The 15,102-nt window shown below is 73.9% G+C and carries 11 protein-coding genes and 1 pseudogene; 7 read left to right on the top strand and 5 right to left on the bottom strand.

From position 1 onward, the window contains the following. The first annotated feature begins 925 nt into the window (after window positions 1-925). The 3 genes and pseudogenes from guaA (at window position 926) to ACH4E7_RS17750 (ending at window position 3,761) form a co-directional block, all read left to right on the top strand. Window positions 926-2,521, top strand: a complete 1,596-nt coding sequence (gene guaA, locus ACH4E7_RS17760; RefSeq protein WP_396249976.1) for a glutamine-hydrolyzing GMP synthase — start codon at window positions 926-928, stop codon at window positions 2,519-2,521. A 196-nt stretch (window positions 2,522-2,717) separates the two neighbouring features. Beyond that, window positions 2,718-3,254: pseudogene (locus ACH4E7_RS17755) on the top strand (DoxX family membrane protein); the annotation flags it as partial. Window positions 3,255-3,302: 48 nt separating this feature from the next. Beyond that, the gene (locus tag ACH4E7_RS17750; RefSeq protein ID WP_396250064.1) at window positions 3,303-3,761 is read left to right on the top strand and encodes a ubiquinol-cytochrome c reductase iron-sulfur subunit; all 459 of its coding nucleotides are present in this window, start codon (window positions 3,303-3,305) and stop codon (window positions 3,759-3,761) included. Between the two features lie 27 nt (window positions 3,762-3,788). Here the strand turns inward: ACH4E7_RS17750 and ACH4E7_RS17745 are convergent, their stop codons facing one another. Together ACH4E7_RS17745 and ACH4E7_RS17740 are read right to left on the bottom strand one after the other, a co-directional pair. Beyond that, complete coding sequence (locus ACH4E7_RS17745) at window positions 3,789-3,998, bottom strand: hypothetical protein (RefSeq protein WP_396249975.1); 210 nt, start codon at window positions 3,996-3,998, stop codon at window positions 3,789-3,791. After that, window positions 3,995-5,422 carry a PspC domain-containing protein gene (locus tag ACH4E7_RS17740; protein ID WP_396249974.1) on the bottom strand — a complete coding sequence of 476 codons (1,428 nt, stop codon included), beginning with the start codon at window positions 5,420-5,422 and terminating at the stop codon, window positions 3,995-3,997. Before ACH4E7_RS17740 ends, ACH4E7_RS17745 begins: the two co-directional genes overlap by 4 nt. Window positions 5,423-5,685: 263 nt before the next feature. Here ACH4E7_RS17740 and ACH4E7_RS17735 point away from each other — a divergent pair, with 263 nt between their 5' ends. The 3 genes from ACH4E7_RS17735 to pcrA all read left to right on the top strand — a co-directional run bounded on the left by ACH4E7_RS17735 (window position 5,686) and on the right by pcrA (window position 10,444). Beyond that, window positions 5,686-7,023, top strand: a complete 1,338-nt coding sequence (locus ACH4E7_RS17735; RefSeq protein WP_396250063.1) for a PspC domain-containing protein — start codon at window positions 5,686-5,688, stop codon at window positions 7,021-7,023. Continuing rightward, complete coding sequence (locus tag ACH4E7_RS17730) at window positions 7,016-7,720, top strand: LuxR C-terminal-related transcriptional regulator (RefSeq protein ID WP_396249973.1); 705 nt, start codon at window positions 7,016-7,018, stop codon at window positions 7,718-7,720. The genes ACH4E7_RS17735 and ACH4E7_RS17730 overlap by 8 nt, the downstream gene beginning before the upstream one ends. Before the next feature lie 102 nt (window positions 7,721-7,822). After that, complete coding sequence (gene pcrA / locus ACH4E7_RS17725) at window positions 7,823-10,444, top strand: DNA helicase PcrA (protein ID WP_396249972.1); 2,622 nt, start codon at window positions 7,823-7,825, stop codon at window positions 10,442-10,444. Here the strand turns inward: pcrA and ACH4E7_RS17720 are convergent. Further along, a complete protein-coding gene (locus ACH4E7_RS17720) occupies window positions 10,441-11,229 on the bottom strand; it encodes a M23 family metallopeptidase (protein WP_396249971.1) in 789 nt (262 codons plus the stop codon). The two genes, pcrA and ACH4E7_RS17720, sit on opposite strands and share 4 nt — an antisense overlap. Before the next feature lie 338 nt (window positions 11,230-11,567). Here ACH4E7_RS17720 and ACH4E7_RS17715 point away from each other — a divergent pair, with 338 nt between their 5' ends. Next, window positions 11,568-11,975, top strand: coding sequence for a cobalamin B12-binding domain-containing protein (locus ACH4E7_RS17715; RefSeq protein WP_355669695.1), 408 nt, complete (start codon window positions 11,568-11,570; stop codon window positions 11,973-11,975). Window positions 11,976-12,055: 80 nt separating this feature from the next. Here ACH4E7_RS17715 and ACH4E7_RS17710 read toward each other — a convergent pair whose 3' ends face one another. Further along, the gene (locus tag ACH4E7_RS17710; RefSeq protein ID WP_396249970.1) at window positions 12,056-13,669 is read right to left on the bottom strand and encodes a DUF5691 domain-containing protein; all 1,614 of its coding nucleotides are present in this window, start codon (window positions 13,667-13,669) and stop codon (window positions 12,056-12,058) included. 67 nt (window positions 13,670-13,736) lie between these two features. Further along, entirely contained in the window at window positions 13,737-15,029 is a 1,293-nt protein-coding gene (locus ACH4E7_RS17705; RefSeq protein WP_396249969.1) for an SWIM zinc finger family protein, read from the bottom strand. Between the last annotated feature and the right edge of the window lie 73 nt (window positions 15,030-15,102).

Below are 15,102 nucleotides of genomic sequence, written 5' to 3'. Positions count from 1 at the left end.
CAGCATCGGCGTCAGGGCTGCGCCGGTGCTGGAGGTGACGGCGCCGGGGGAGGAGCGCCGTCGTGTCGGTTGGCTTCGGGTCGCGTCCTCGCGGCTCCGGCGTGGATGGCCGGCGGAGCGGGGCGCGCACGCCCGTACGACGGCGGGTCGGCGCGCAGGTGTGCGCCGGTCCCCCGCTCACGGAGCGTGAAGTGAAAACCGCTGTCGCCTTCCACGCGGCGGCGGCGACGACATCGGTCCGGACCTCCGCGATGAGCCTGCCGGCCGCCGGGAGAACCGTTCACACCGAGCATCGTGCTGGACGAAGGGCTTGCTCTGCAACCGATTCGGCACAGTTCGGCGCAGTCCATTTACGGCAGGCACCGCGCTGGATGATCACGGTGTGTAGTGGTCGAAGCGGTTGCGGCGCACGGGGACGCGCGTAGCAGCGCGGGACGACGAGGGGTGTGCGCCCGGGGTGTGCCCGGAGTGAACCGTCGGTGCGACGGCCGGTCCCGGGCGTCCCCGGAGGCCGGCCGTCCCACCTCTCGGCCCAGTCGCGGCCGGGGTCGCTGTCCCCTGCTGGCCGGCCGCGGCACCCGCGCACGGTCCCACGGAGCCGCGCGCCCCGACCGGCCGGGGCGGCGGCGCCACATGCGCCGGTGGACTGGGGGTGAAGCTCCACGCGTGGTCCTGCAGCCCGTACGGCGGTGCCCCCGGTCGGGGGCGGAGCCGGCGCGTCTGGCGGACGCGGCGCGGCCGTACGGTCGTCAGAAGCAACGAAGCGAAGGCCCGCCCGGTCACGGTCCTTTGGACGGGCAGACGAGTGAAACCGGACAGCCCGGTAGAATCGGTGTTCAGACACCCCACACCCGTCCGCCGCCGCAGCCCCCGTCGGGGAGGCGGTTCAGCGCGACACCTCGATACCGCTGCCGGAAGGCCGTCTGTGTCCTCTGCAATTCCCGTCCAGTCCGCACCGGACAACGACACCGTCCTGGTGGTCGACTTCGGTGCCCAGTACGCCCAGCTCATCGCCCGTCGGGTGCGTGAGGCGCGGGTCTACAGCGAGATCGTGCCGAGCAGCATGCCGGTCGCCGAGATGCTCGCCAAGAACCCGAAGGCGATCATCCTCTCCGGCGGCCCGTCGTCGGTCTACGAAGAGGGCGCGCCGCAGATCGACCGCGCGATCTTCGAGGCCGGGGTCCCGGTCTTCGGCATGTGCTACGGCTTCCAGCTGATGGCCGTGACCCTCGGCGGCACCGTCGACAACACCGGCGCCCGCGAGTACGGCCGCACCCCGCTGGCCGTCTCCCGTACCGGCTCCACCCTGTTCGAGGGCGTCCCGGCGCAGCACTCGGTGTGGATGTCGCACGGCGACGCCTGCTCCGCCGCCCCGGAGGGCTTCACCGTCACCGCCTCCACCGACGTGGTCCCGGTCGCGGCCTTCGAGAACGACGAGACCCGCCTGTACGGCGTCCAGTACCACCCCGAGGTGCTGCACTCCGACCACGGCCAGCAGATCCTGGAGCACTTCCTCTACCGCGGCGCCGGCATCGCTCCGACCTGGACCACCGGCAGCGTGGTCGAGGAGCAGATCGCCCTGATCCGCGAGCAGGTCGGCAACAAGCGCGCGATCTGCGGCCTGTCCGGCGGTGTGGACTCCGCGGTCGCGGCCGCCCTGGTCAACAAGGCCATCGGTGACCGGCTGACCTGCGTCTACGTCGACCACGGCCTGATGCGCAAGGGCGAGACCGAGCAGGTCGAGAAGGACTTCGTGGCCGCCACCGGCGTCCAGCTGAAGGTCGTCGACGCCTCCGAGCGCTTCCTGAACGCGCTGAAGGGGGTCACCGACCCCGAGGAGAAGCGCAAGATCATCGGCCGTGAGTTCATCCGGGTCTTCGAGCAGGCCCAGGCCGAGATCATCGCCGAGGCCGGCGAGCAGGGCGAGTCGGTCGACTTCCTGGTCCAGGGCACCCTGTACCCGGACGTGGTGGAGTCCGGCGGCGGCACCGGCACCGCCAACATCAAGTCCCACCACAACGTCGGCGGCCTGCCCGAGGACCTGCAGTTCCAGCTGGTCGAGCCGCTGCGCAAGCTGTTCAAGGACGAGGTCCGGATGGTCGGCCAGGAGCTCGGCCTGCCGGAGGAGATCGTCCAGCGCCAGCCGTTCCCGGGCCCGGGCCTGGGCATCCGGATCGTCGGCGAGGTCACCAAGGAGCGTCTGGACCTGCTCCGCGACGCCGACGCGATCGCCCGCGAGGAGCTGACCGCGGCCGGTCTGGACCGCGAGATCTGGCAGTGCCCGGTCGTGCTGCTCGCCGACGTGCGCAGCGTGGGCGTGCAGGGCGACGGCCGCACCTACGGTCACCCGATCGTGCTGCGTCCGGTCTCGTCCGAGGACGCGATGACCGCCGACTGGTCGCGCCTGCCGTACGACGTGCTGGCCCGGATCTCCACCCGGATCACCAACGAGGTCCGCGACGTGAACCGCGTCGTCGTCGACGTCACCAGCAAGCCGCCGGGCACCATCGAGTGGGAGTAGCACTCCCGCGCCGCTGAGCCGGTGCTGAACGGCCGCGCCGTCGTTCCCGTATGGGGAGCGGCGGCGCGGCCGTTTGCTCCCCGGGGTGGGACGTCTCGTCCTCCCGGGGGGACGTCCCACCGAAAGCGTGCAGGAGCGGGCAGAATGCGGACCGGACCTGTCAGGGAGTGGCAGGCCGCGAAGGAAGGTGTGAGGGATGTCGGAGGCCAGCAACTCCGTGGCGGTCGACGGGGGCGCGTCCGGCCGGGCCGACCAGGCCGACCGGGCGGCCCAGCGGCGGGCGCTCGCGTCCAGGTACGCGCTGCTGCCGCTGCGGATCTTCCTCGGCGTCACCTTCGTCTACGCCGCCCTGGACAAGCTCTCCGACTCCCACTTCCTGGCCGGCGCGGGCGATCCGGCCTCGTTCGTCTCGCAGACCCAGGCGGCCAAGGCCGGCGGCAGCCCGATCGCCTTCCTGCTCGGCCCGGCCCTCCACGCGCCCACCCTGTTCGCCCTCGCGGTCGCCTTCGGCGAGCTGGCGGTCGGCCTCGGCACCCTGCTCGGCCTCTGGGGGCGGGTCGCGGCGCTGGGCGGCGCGCTGATCAACCTGAGCCTCTGGCTCACCGTCAGCTGGAGCGTCTCGCCGTACTACCTCGGCAACGACCTCGGCTACCTGATGGCCTGGACCCCGCTGCTGCTGGCCGGCACGCCGTACCTGTCGGTGGACGGCTACCTGGCCGACCGGGCCGGGCGGGACCGGGCGCGCGGGCTGGCCGAGGACCACGTCAAGCGCCGGGCGCTGGTGGACGGCGGGATCGCGGCGGTCGCGATCGGCGGCGCCGGGCTGCTGACCGGCTCGCTGACCCGGACCTTCGGCCGGAACAAGCAGGCCGCCCCCAAGCAGTCCGCAGCCCCGGCCCCCGCCACGACGGCGTCCGCCGCGACGACGCCCGCCCCCTCGGTGCCCGCGGCGAGCGTGCCGGTCGGCGGCTCCGCGCAGGTCAAGGACCCGGCCAGCGGGGACGCCGTCTACATCGTCCAGCCCAAGGCCGGACAGTACTGCGGCTTCTCCTCGGTGTGCACCCACTCCGGCTGCGCGGTCGACGCCCCGAAGAACGGCCAGCTCTACTGCCCCTGCCACGGCTCCCGGTTCGACGCCGCGACCGGCGCGGTGGTCAACGGGCCGGCGGTCAAGCCGCTGCCCAAGTACACCGTCAGCAAGGACGGGGACAAGCTGACCCTGGGCCCGCTGCAGAGCTGAGCGCTCCCTCAGCCGTCGCGGTCGGGCTCAGTCCTCGCGGTCGGGCCGGTTGCGCCGGGCCACCGCCACGACCGCGCCGGCCAGGCCGCCGACGCCGAGCACGAGGAATGTGATCGGGACGACGATCCGTCCGCTCACCGTCTCGTCGTTGAGCGCCGCCACCAGGTAGCTGACGGCGACCACGCTGAACAGTCCGCCCGCGATCAGCGAGAACAGGTCGAGCCGGTGCTTCCTCACTGCTGGACCACCTTGATGTCGCCGATGCCGATTCCGAGTTCGAGGTCGAGCGTGCCCTTGGACGGGTGGCCGACCGGCGGGTTGAGCACGTAGGTGTGCCGGCCGGTGCCGTTGTTCTGGTCGCCCGGGACGTTGATGTTGCCGAGGCCGACCCGGGCCACCAGGTTCACCGTGACGTCGGACGGCAGGGTGACGGTCAGTTGGCCGGCGCCCAGGTCGACCTTGGTGGCGAGGGTGGTCCCGGCGGGGTCGAGCCCGGCCAGGTCCATCCGGATCTCGCCGGCGCCGAGGTTGTAGCGGTCCTTCAGCTCGGCGGCCGAGGTGATCGTCCACGAGCGGTCGCCGACGGCGTCCTGCACGGAGTGCGGCGAGCGGCCGACGAAGGCCAGCGCCAGGGTGACCAGCAGGCCCAGCACCGCGAGCTTGCGGGCCTTGCCGAACTTCGCGGCCAGCAGCAGGGTCAGGCCGACCACCAGCAGCCCGGTGGCCAGCACCACGGTGCTCAGCTTGGTGACGTCGGTGTGGCCGACCGAGGCGGACCAGACCGTGGTGGCCGCGCCGATCGCCAGCAGGAAGCCGAAGAAGCCGAGCGCCGAGCACTCCTTGGGACGCCGGACGACGGCCGGTTCGCGGCGGCGCTCCGGGCGCTCCTTGCGCAGCGGGTCGCCCTCCGGTAGGTCGGTGCGCTGCCACCAGGGCTGGGCCGGGCTGCCGGGCGGCGGCACCTTCGTACCGAACGGGGGCGTGGTGGCCGAGGAGGCGGGGGCGGCGTCGCCGTACGGGTTGCGCTCGGGGTGGCGCGGGTCCCACAGGTAGCCGCTCGGGCCGGGGGAGTCGCCGGGGACCTTCCCGGCGGCCCGGTCGGCGGCGTGCTGGGCGCGGGCCGCCTCGTCCTGCGGCGGGCGCGGCCAGGTGCGGCCGTCGGCCTCGGGGAAGTGACGGTCGTACGGGCCGCCGCGCCGGCGGCCGCGGATCCGGCCGCGGCGGCGCTCCGGGTCGTAGCGCACCGCCAGGAAGACCAGGCCGCCGAGCAGCAGCAGCGGGAACTGCTGGTCGCCGTCGCCCATCGAGGAGAAGAACACCCCGGTGCCGATCACGGTCAGCAGCACCGCGCCGACCGACTGGCCGTCCACCCGGCCGGTGAGCACCCGCTGGAGCTCGGTGCGCCCGCCCTTGCCGCCGGTGGCGCCCTCGGTCGGGATGATCAGCCAGGCCAGGCCGTACAGGAACAGCCCGAGGCCGCCGGAGAGGCAGAGCACCACGGTGACCACCCGGAAGACCACCGGGTCGATGTCCAGATGCCGCCCGAGGCCGCCGCAGACGCCGGCCACCACACGGTGGTGCTCGGCCCGGGTCAGCGGGGGGCGGTCCGGTTCCGGCGGGGCGGCGGGCCCGGCCTCCTGGATGCGGTGGTCCTCGGTCATGGGCACCATCCTTCCGGCAGGGGGCGGTCCGGCCCAACCGGGTCCGGCCCTGCCCGTACCCTGACTTGTCCCTGATAGATGTGAGGGACACACCCTGATGCGCCCGCGGCCACCTGCGTGGAACCATCGGTGACGTGGCAGCACCCGGTACCGATTCCCGACCCCTCGCCCCCGACACCGCGCCGTCGGGCGGCGGCGACCCGAACACGCCCGACAGCGGACGGCCGCCGTACCGTCGGCTCTACCGCAGCCCGCAGGGGCGGATGCTGGGCGGCGTCGCACACGGGCTGGCGGTGCACCTCGGGCTGCCGGTCCGCTGGGTGCGGCTCGCCTTCGTCCTGCTGTTCTTCGCGCAGGGGATCGGCGCGCTGCTGTACGCCGCGTTCTGGTTCGTGGTGCCGATCGGCATCGGCGAGCCCTCGCAGCGCGGTGGCACGCACTGGGTGAACGTCAACGGCGTCTACATCCCGACCTCGGCCTGGCTGCGACCGGGCACCCCGCTGACCAAGTCCGGCGGCGGCTGGGTCGGCCGACTGCGCGAACTGCTCCAGCACGCCCTCCAGGGCGAGCCGGTCGCCGCGCCCGCCGCCGAGGGCGAGTCCGCCGACCGGCCCGCCGCCAAGACCGGGCAGGGCGGCATCGGCCAGCTCGCCGCCCTGGTCATGGTCGTGATCGGCCTGATCGCCCTGCTGAACGTGCTCGGCGTGCAGACCGCCAAGCCGTACACCTGGCCGCTGCTGGCGATCGGCGTCGGCGTCGCGCTGGTCTGGCGGCAGGCCGACGACTCGCGCTGGCAGCGTTGGTTCGGCATCGAGGAGGGCGAGAAGCGCCGCGGCGCCTACACCCGGGTCGGCGCCGGTGTGCTGCTCGCGGTGGCCGGCACCATCGCGCTGCTCGCCATGCAGGGCAGCGGCTCCACGCTCGGCTCGGTGATCGAGGCCTCCCTCGCGGTGCTGGCCGGCGTGCTGGTGCTGCTCGGCCCGTACGGCCTGCGGATGTGGCAGGACCTCGGTGCCGAGCGCACCGCCCGCATCCGCGCCCAGGAGCGTGCCGAGATCGCCGCGCACATCCACGATTCGGTGCTGCACACCCTGACCCTGATCCAGCGTCGGGCCGAGGACCCCAAGGAGGTGCTGCGGCTGGCGCGCTCCCAGGAGCGTGAGCTGCGGCTGTGGCTGTACCGCCCGGAGGCCGCCGCCGAGGCCGCGCCGGACACCATGGCGGAGACCCTGCGCGCCGCCGTCGCCGAGGTCGAGGACCGTCACGGCGTCCCGGTCGAGCTGGTGATCGTCGGCGACTGCCCGATGGACGAGGGGATCGCGGCACAGATGCAGGCCGCGAGGGAGGCGACCGTCAACGCGGCCAAGTACGGTGGCGGGGGACCGGTCCAGGTCTACGCCGAGGTGGAGGGGAGGACGGTGTCGGTGTTCATCCGCGACCACGGCCCCGGCTTCGACCCCGACACGGTGCCCGAGGACCGGATGGGCGTACGGGAGTCGATCATCGGCCGGATGAAGCGCAACGGCGGCACCGCTCGGGTGCGGCCGGCGGCGGGCGGCGGTACCGAGGTCGAGCTGGAGATGGAGAGAACGAATGACTGAGGCAGCGCCGATGGGGGTCCCCCCGGCCGAAGGCTGGGGGCGCACGGCCAGGGTCGTCCTGGTGGACGACCACCGGATGTTCCGGACGGGGGTCAGGGCCGAGATCGGCCGTACCGAGGTGACCGGCATCGACGTGGTCGGCGAGGCCGACGACGTCGACTCGGCGGTCCGCGTGGTCGCCGAGACCAGGCCGGACGTGGTGCTGCTCGACGTCCACCTGCCCGGCGGCGGCGGCGTCGAGGTGCTGCGCCGCTCGGTCGGCGTGATGGGCGAGCAGGGAGGAGTGAAGTTCCTGGCGCTGTCCGTCTCGGACGCCGCCGAGGACGTCATCGGCGTCATCCGCGGCGGTGCGCGCGGCTACGTCACCAAGACCATCACCGGCACCGACCTGGTCAACGCGATCTTCCGGATCGCCGACGGCGACGCCGTCTTCTCGCCCCGGCTGGCCGGCTTCGTCCTGGACGCCTTCGCCGCCACCGACACCCCGCCGGTGGACGAGGACCTCGACCGCCTCACCCAGCGCGAGCGCGAGGTGCTCCGGCTGATCGCCCGCGGCTACGCCTACAAGGAGATCGCCAAGCAGCTCTTCATCTCGGTGAAGACCGTCGAGAGCCACGTCTCCGCCGTCCTGCGCAAGCTCCAGCTCAGCAACCGCCACGAGCTCACCCGCTGGGCCACCGCCCGCCGCCTGGTCTGAGCCCCTCCGCCGGGTGTCATCGAATGTCGCGGTGAGCCCGCCCGCCCGGTTTCCTCCGGACGGGCGGGCTTGTCCGTGGGTGGCCATAGACTCGTCAGTGCCATGAATAGCCTCTTTGACGACCTCCCGCTCCCCGGTTTCGAGGCACCCGCCGCCGGGTCGAAGCAGCCCGCCGCACCCATCGACGCCGTCGACGAGGAGCCCCCGCCGTACGAGGACGACGTCCCGTACGACGCGTACGAGGAGGCCATCCCGGACGGGCTGTTCCAGACCGACCACGCGGCCGAGGCCGCGCGGGACGCCTGGTACCGCAACGGCGCCGCCCGGACGGTGGTGGACCCGGCGCAGCTGCTGGAGGGGATGAACGACCCGCAGCGCGAGGCGGTGCTGCACGCGGGCTCGCCGCTGCTGATCGTGGCCGGCGCCGGCTCCGGCAAGACCCGGGTGCTGACCCACCGGATCGCGCACCTGCTGGGCGCCCGCGGGGTGCAGCCGGGCGAGATCCTGGCGATCACCTTCACCAACAAGGCGGCCGGCGAGATGCGCGAGCGCGTCGAGGCGCTGGTCGGCCCGCGCGCCCGGGCGATGTGGGTGTCCACCTTCCACAGCGCCTGTGTGCGGATCCTGCGCCGCGAGTCCAAGGTGCTGGGCTTCACCTCCAGCTTCTCGATCTACGACTCGGCCGACTCGCAGCGGCTGATGTCGCTGGTCTGCCGGGACCTCGACCTGGACCCGAAGCAGTTCCCGCCGAAGTCCTTCACGGCGAAGGTCAGCAACCTCAAGAACGAGCTGATCGACGAGGAGACCTTCGCCGACCAGGCCGCCAACCCGATGGAGAAGAAGCTCGCCGAGGCGTACGCGCTGTACCAGCGGCGGCTGCGCGAGGCCAACGCGCTGGACTTCGACGACATCATCATGACGACGGTGAACCTGCTGCAGGCCTTCCCCGACGTCGCCGAGCACTACCGGCGCCGGTTCCGGCACATCCTGGTCGACGAGTACCAGGACACCAACCACGCCCAGTACACCCTGGTCCGCGAGCTGACCGGCGGCTCGGTGGCCGACGCCCCCAAGCGCACCGTGGACGGCGAGTTCGTGAACCCGGCGGCCGGGCGCCTGGCCGAGGTGCCGCCGGCGGAGCTGTGCGTGGTCGGTGACGCGGACCAGTCGATCTACGCCTTCCGCGGCGCGACCATCCGCAACATCCTCCAGTTCGAGGAGGACTACCCGAACGCGACCACGATCCTGCTGGAGCAGAACTACCGCTCCACCCAGACCATCCTGAGCGCCGCCAACGCCGTCATCGAGCGCAACGCCAACCGGCGCGAGAAGAAGCTCTGGACGGCCGGCGACCACGGCGAGAAGGTGGTCGGCTACGTCGCGGACGACGAGCACGGCGAGGCCCAGTTCATCGCCGACGAGATCGACCGGCTCACCGACAAGGGCGAGGCCAAGCCCGGCGACGTCGCGATCTTCTACCGCACCAACGCCCAGTCCCGAGTGTTCGAGGAGGTGTTCATCCGGGTCGGCCTGCCGTACAAGGTGGTCGGCGGGGTGCGCTTCTACGAGCGCAAGGAGGTCCGGGACGTCCTGGCGTACCTGCGGGTGCTCTCCAACCCGGAGGACACCGTGCCGCTGCGCCGGATCCTCAACGTGCCCAAGCGCGGCATCGGCGAGCGGGCCGAGGCGATGGTCGACGCGCTGGCCGCGCGGGAGCGGATCTCCTTCGCCCAGGCGCTGCTGCGGGTGGACGAGGCGTACGGGATGGCCGCGCGCTCGGCCAACGCGGTCAAGAAGTTCAACACCCTGATGGCCGGGCTGCGCCAGGTCGTCGAGTCCGGCGCGGGCCCGGCGGCGGTGCTGGAGGCCGTCCTGGAGGAGACCGGCTACCTGGCCGAACTCCAGGCCTCCACCGACCCGCAGGACGAGACCCGGGTGGAGAACCTGCAGGAGCTCGCCTCCGTCGCCCTGGAGTACGAGCAGGACCCGGGCGAGCGGCCGGACGCCGGGGAGGAGGGCGCGCCGCCGGTCGGCTCGCTGGCCGACTTCCTGGAGCGGGTCGCGCTGGTCGCCGACTCGGATCAGATCCCCGACGAGGACGAGGAGGGGCAGGGCGTCATCACGATGATGACCCTGCACACCGCCAAGGGCCTGGAGTTCCCGGTGGTCTTCCTGACCGGCATGGAGGACGGGATCTTCCCGCACATGCGGGCGCTCAACCAGGTCAAGGAGCTGGAGGAGGAGCGCCGGCTCGCGTACGTGGGGCTCACCCGCGCCCGGGAGCGGCTCTACCTGACCCGCTCGGTGCTGCGCAGTGCCTGGGGGCAGCCGGCCTACAACCCGGCCTCGCGGTTCCTGGAGGAGATCCCGGAGACGCTGGTCGAGTGGAAGCGGACGGGCGCGGCGCAGGCGCCGGTCCAGCGCGGCTTCTCCTCGGGCTCGTCCTGGGGCAAGTCCTCGTCCGGGGGCGGGAGTTCGCGCTCCTCCTCGGCTGCGGCCGCGCCGAAGGCGGGGTGGGGCCAGTCGGCGCGGCGCGCCGGCAAGGTGGTGGAGCGCGAGGCCGTCTCGCTCGCGGTCGGCGACCGGGTCACCCACGACACCTTCGGGTTGGGCACGGTGGTGGGCGTCACCGGCGTCGGCGACCGGGCGCAGGCCACGGTCGACTTCGGCTCGGAGGGGCGCAAGCAGCTGCTGCTGCGCTACGCGCCCGTCGAGAAGCTCTAGCGCGGATCGAGTCCGTTCGCGAGGAACCAGGGCAGCGGGTCGACCGGCCCGCTGCCCGGCGGCCGGATCTCGAAGTGCAGGTGCGGCCCGGTGCTGTTGCCGCTGCTGCCGACGAAGGCGATCACGTCGCCCTGCTTCACCGGGCCCTTGCGCACCTTGTAGGCGCGCAGGTGGCAGAACCAGGCCTCGGTGCCGTCGTTCATCTTCAGGATCGACATGTAGCCGTAGAACGGGTTCCACTGCGTGCGGATCGTGCCGTCGGTGACGGCGTAGACCTCGGAGCCGCCGTCCACCGGGAAGTCGATGCCGGTGTGCAGCTTGGCCCAGTGGGTGCCGGCCGCGCCGAACAGCTCGCCGAGGCCGTGCTGGGCGACCGGCATGACCACCTTGGGCTTGGCCGGTTCCGCGGTCGGCTGGGCCGTCGGGGTGTCGGTGGGCTGGGCGTCGGCGGATTGGGCGCCGGCCAGCGGCTGGCGGGCGTCGCCGCGCGAGGCCTGGGCCTGGCCGTCGCCCGTGACCGCCTGCTGTGCGGCCTGCCGGGCGGCCGTGTTGTCCGGGGCGTCGGCCGCCGTCGCCTGCGACGGCACCCGGTCGGCCTGCTCATGGACCACCGTGACGGCCGCGGCCCCGGCGACCCCGAGTGCGGCGACCGACGGGACCGCGACCCGGAACAGCGCGGCCCGGGTGGCCGCCTTGGCGGCGCCGCGGCGCTGGGCGCGGGACTGCTCGCGGGCGGCGAGGCGCAGCTCCGCACGGGTCGGGCGGGCGGCTGCTTCGGGAGTCATCGGGGGCTGCCTCCTCGGTGGGCCTCGGGCACGTCGTCGGGCGAGAGGGAAAACAGCCGTGACTGTAGCCGCATGGCCGACGCCCCGGAAAAACCTCCGGTTGTCAAGGGGGCGGTCGGGGGTCTGCCCGGTGTCTGTACGGACGGTCCGCGGAGGGGTGTACTCGCTGGTAGCAAGGCCTGGGGCTGTGACTTTGCCCTCCTCTTGGGAGGCGGCGCGGCCATCCGGGCCGGGTGGCGCTAATCTCCCCTCAGGTTGGTTGGTTATCGAGCGTTAACCGCACCCGTGGGCCCACAAGGTCCGGTCGGATGGTGGACGACGAGGTCCAGGAGGCAGTGATGAGTGTGTCGGGGCCGATCCGTGTGGTGGTCGCCAAGCCGGGGCTCGACGGTCACGACCGTGGCGCCAAGGTCATTGCGCGCGCCCTGCGCGACGCCGGTATGGAGGTCATCTACACCGGGCTGCACCAGACGCCCGAGCAGGTGGTCGACACCGCGATCCAGGAGGACGCGGACGGCATCGGGCTGTCGATCCTCTCCGGCGCCCACATGACGCTGTGCGCGCGGGTGCTGGAGCTGTTGAAGGAGCGCGACGCGGAGGACATCAAGGTCTTCTGCGGCGGGATCATCCCGGACGAGGACATCGCCGAACTCAAGGCGATGGGCGTCGCGGACATCTTCACCCCGGGCACGCCCACCCGGGACGTGGTGGCCTGGGTCGAGGCCAACCTGCGCACCGCCAGCTGAACCCGGACGCGAGGAGCGGGCCGGTCCCGGTGCGGACCGGCCCGCTCCGCCGTGCTCGGGACGCGTGTCGGGCGAGCGGCTCAGGGCGCCGGTTCGGCCGGCCTCAGCTCATTCAGCATCGCGGCCCGGAAGCGCAGCGTCCCGGCCAGCCGGGCGAAGGTCTCCGACCAGGCGGAGTCGGGGGCGGCGCCGGCGGCCAGCTCCTCCACCGTGGCGGCCGTCTCCGGGGCGAGCGCGCGCTCCGTCATCCCGAGCACCCCGCTGTGGCTCCACGGGTACGCGCCGGAGGCGGCGGCCCGGGCCAGCGCCGTCACCACGGCGGTGGACAGCGGCGGCGTCCACGGGGCGGCGCAGGCGCCGAGCAGTTGGAAGGCCTCGCCCAGGCCGTGCACCTCGATGAAGGCGGCCGTCCAGGCGGCCCGCTCCTCGGGCGGCAGGACCGCCAGCAGCTTGGCCGGGGCGCCGGTGGCCCGCTGGGCGCGGGCCCGTCCGGCGCCGCGGGCGGGCGGTACCGGGGCCGGGCCGAGCAGTGCCCGGGCCCAGTCGGCGTCGTGCTGGCGGACGGCGGCGCGGGCCCAGGCCTCGCGCAGGTCGTCGGCCCAGCTGCTGCTGGTCTCGTCCACGCTGTCGCCGACCCGCAGGGCGAGCAGCTGCTCGGGCGTCAGGCCGGTGCTCCGCGACCAGGTCGCGAGCGGCGCGGCCGCCACCACCTCGCCGAACCACCAGGCCCGTTCGCCGCGCCCGGTGGGGGACTTGGGGGCGACGCCGTCGCGCTGCATCCGCTCGTCGCACTCGACGGGCGGGGTGACCAGCAGATGGGTGCCGCTGTCGGCGAGGCGGACGGCGGCCCGGGCCCGCTCGGCCATCCGGAGCGCGAGCGCGGAGCCGGGCAGGGTGGAGAGCAGTTCCGCGGCGGTGGCCCGGACGTTCTTGCTGCGGTCGCCGAGGGCGGTCTCCAGGAACGGTTCGTCGGCTTGGGAGAGGCCGTCCTGCAGGGCGTCCAGGAAGAGCAGCCGGTCCTCGGCGCGCTCGGTGGACCAGGTGCTCCGCAGCAGCTCCAGCCCGGCGGCCGGGTCGCTGCGGCGCAGCAGGGTGAGGTGGGTGACCCGCTCGGCGAACAGGCCCTCGTGCCAGAGCCGGTGGTCGGTGGGGTCGTCCGGCCGCCCGGCCGGTTCGGGCGGGGTGGTGCGCAGTACGAACCGCCAGTCGGGGTTCTGCTCGGCCAGCCAGCGGCCCGGCGGACCGGCCAACGCGACGGCGTCGGAGCGCAGTTCGCTGCGCGCCCGGGCGGCGTCGAGCAGCCCGGGTATCAGCGCGGCGGGCGGCCGCAGGCCCTGGGCGCGGGCGGTGGCCAGCCACTGCGGCAGCAGCTCGGCCAGGTTGGCCAGGGTGCCGCCGCTGCCGGCGCCGCGCCCGGCGAGCAGGACGGCCAGCCGGCGGGCGGCGGCCTCGGGCAGCTCGGGGCGGGTGTCCTCGGGCGCGGGCGGGCCGGGCGGTTCGACGGCCGGCACGGGCAGCGCGCCGGCCCGGCGGCGGACGGTGGCCAGCGCGGCCAGCTCCAGCAGGGCGGTGGCCGGGTCGCCCGGGTCCACGGCGTCGGCGAGCGGCAGGGCGGTGGCCGGCACCGGGCGACGGTCGGTGCCGAGCAGGGCGCTGGTCCGCAGGGTTTCCCAAGGGTCCTGGGTGATCGTCATTCGGTGCTCCTAGGTGAGGCGTGTCTCGTGGATCTGGGCGGGCCCGGCAGGGATCCGCACGACACGCCTAAGTGAGGCCGACCGGGCGGTGCTCGGCGGTCCAGGCCGTGACCGGGGCGAAGCCCTGGTGGCCGTACTCGCCGAAGACCGTCAGCGGGCGGCCGGTGGAGACCGCGGCCAGCCGCCACAGCGCCGCCTCCGGGACGGCCGAGGCGCGGACGGGGACGGTGTGGTGGCCGTCCGTCAGGTGCCAGCCGTCCGGGGTGCGGACCGGGACGACCTCGGCCAGCAGCGTCGGCCAGCTGTCCAGCCACGGGTCATCGGCCACCGCGGTGCCGTACCCGGCCACCGCCTCGGCGACGGTGAGCCCGGCGGGCGCGCCGGCCGGGCCGGGCCCGGGCGCGCCGTAGCGGGTGCCCAGGGCGGCGCGCAGCGGGCGGGCGCCGGGGTGGTAGGCCAGCTCGGCCTCCAGCAGGTGGCCGGTGGGCAGGGCGAGGTCGGGGGCCTGGCCGGGACGGCCGAAGGCGAGCAGCAGGGCGTGGCGGCCGGTCTTGACGCCGCGCAGCCAGACCCGGCGGGTGGTGAGCCGTTCGTCGGATGCGTCCCGGCTGCCGAGCACCAGCCAGCGGTCGCGGACGGTGGGCCCGGCCAGCACCTCGGCGGTGTCCAGGGTGTAGCCGACCCGGGCGCGGACGGTCGCGGCCAGCTCGGGCGGCAGCTCGTCGATCCGGGTGGCGGCGGTGGCCAGCAGGTGCAGCATCGCGTACTCCTCCAGCATCCGCTCCTGCGGCAGGGCGTCCAACTCCCGTACCCGGGTGGCCAGTCCGGGGGCCTGCGCGTCGACCATCCGGGCGGCGACCTCCTCCCAGGGCCCGGCGGTGGACTGGTCGGCCAGGCCGTGCCGGACCCGGTCGGCCAGTCGCAGCCGCAGCTCGGCCGCGCCGGACGCGACCCGGGCGCCGCGCCGCTCGGCCCGGCGGCGGGCGGCCTCCGGGTCGGCCGGGGGTGCCGCTCGCTTCTCGGCGCGCTCCTGGCGGCTCTTGAGCCAGTCGGCCGCCCAGTCGGCGGGTTCGCCGGCCGGGACGGCCTCGGGGGCGCCGCTCCACAGCAGGAGGAGCCCGAGCGCGTGCTTGCACGGGAACTTCCGGCTGGGGCAGCTGCACTGGTAGGCGGGTGTGGCGAGTTCGATCACGGTGCGGTACGGCGTCCGACCGCTGCCCTGGTACTCGCCCCAGAGCGCGGCGCCGTCGGTGCCCGTCCCGGACCAGGGCGCGGACGAGGAGAGCTTGCCCGCGGCCTTCCGCGACGCGGCGTCAGGTGCCAGGGACAGGACGTGTTCGGTGCTCCAGCGTTCCTCCATGCGACCGACGGTAGGCGGCGGCACTGACAGCGGCTGACTGTCCGTCCGGTGCCCGCCCGCTCGTCGTCGGCCG

Origin of the sequence: Kitasatospora sp. NPDC018058 (genome assembly GCF_044327205.1) — a bacterium.
Taxonomy (GTDB): Bacteria; Actinomycetota; Actinomycetes; order Streptomycetales; family Streptomycetaceae; genus Kitasatospora.
Note: the sequence above shows the minus strand (reverse complement) of the source record. Positions and strands in the feature narration are given on the sequence as shown.

Excerpts from the sequence above, each read along its gene's own strand:
- ACH4E7_RS17740 (WP_396249974.1), bottom strand. The coding sequence starts at position 5,422 with ATGACCGAGGACCACCGCATCCAGGAGGCCGGGCCCGCCGCCCCGCCG.
- ACH4E7_RS17735 (WP_396250063.1), top strand. The coding sequence starts at position 5,686 with ATGCTGGGCGGCGTCGCACACGGGCTGGCGGTGCACCTCGGGCTGCCG.
- ACH4E7_RS17730 (WP_396249973.1), top strand. The coding sequence starts at position 7,016 with ATGACTGAGGCAGCGCCGATGGGGGTCCCCCCGGCCGAAGGCTGGGGG.
- pcrA (WP_396249972.1), top strand. The coding sequence starts at position 7,823 with ATGAATAGCCTCTTTGACGACCTCCCGCTCCCCGGTTTCGAGGCACCC.
- ACH4E7_RS17720 (WP_396249971.1), bottom strand. The coding sequence starts at position 11,229 with ATGACTCCCGAAGCAGCCGCCCGCCCGACCCGTGCGGAGCTGCGCCTC.
- ACH4E7_RS17715 (WP_355669695.1), top strand. The coding sequence starts at position 11,568 with ATGAGTGTGTCGGGGCCGATCCGTGTGGTGGTCGCCAAGCCGGGGCTC.
- ACH4E7_RS17710 (WP_396249970.1), bottom strand. The coding sequence starts at position 13,669 with ATGACGATCACCCAGGACCCTTGGGAAACCCTGCGGACCAGCGCCCTG.
- ACH4E7_RS17705 (WP_396249969.1), bottom strand. The coding sequence starts at position 15,029 with ATGGAGGAACGCTGGAGCACCGAACACGTCCTGTCCCTGGCACCTGAC.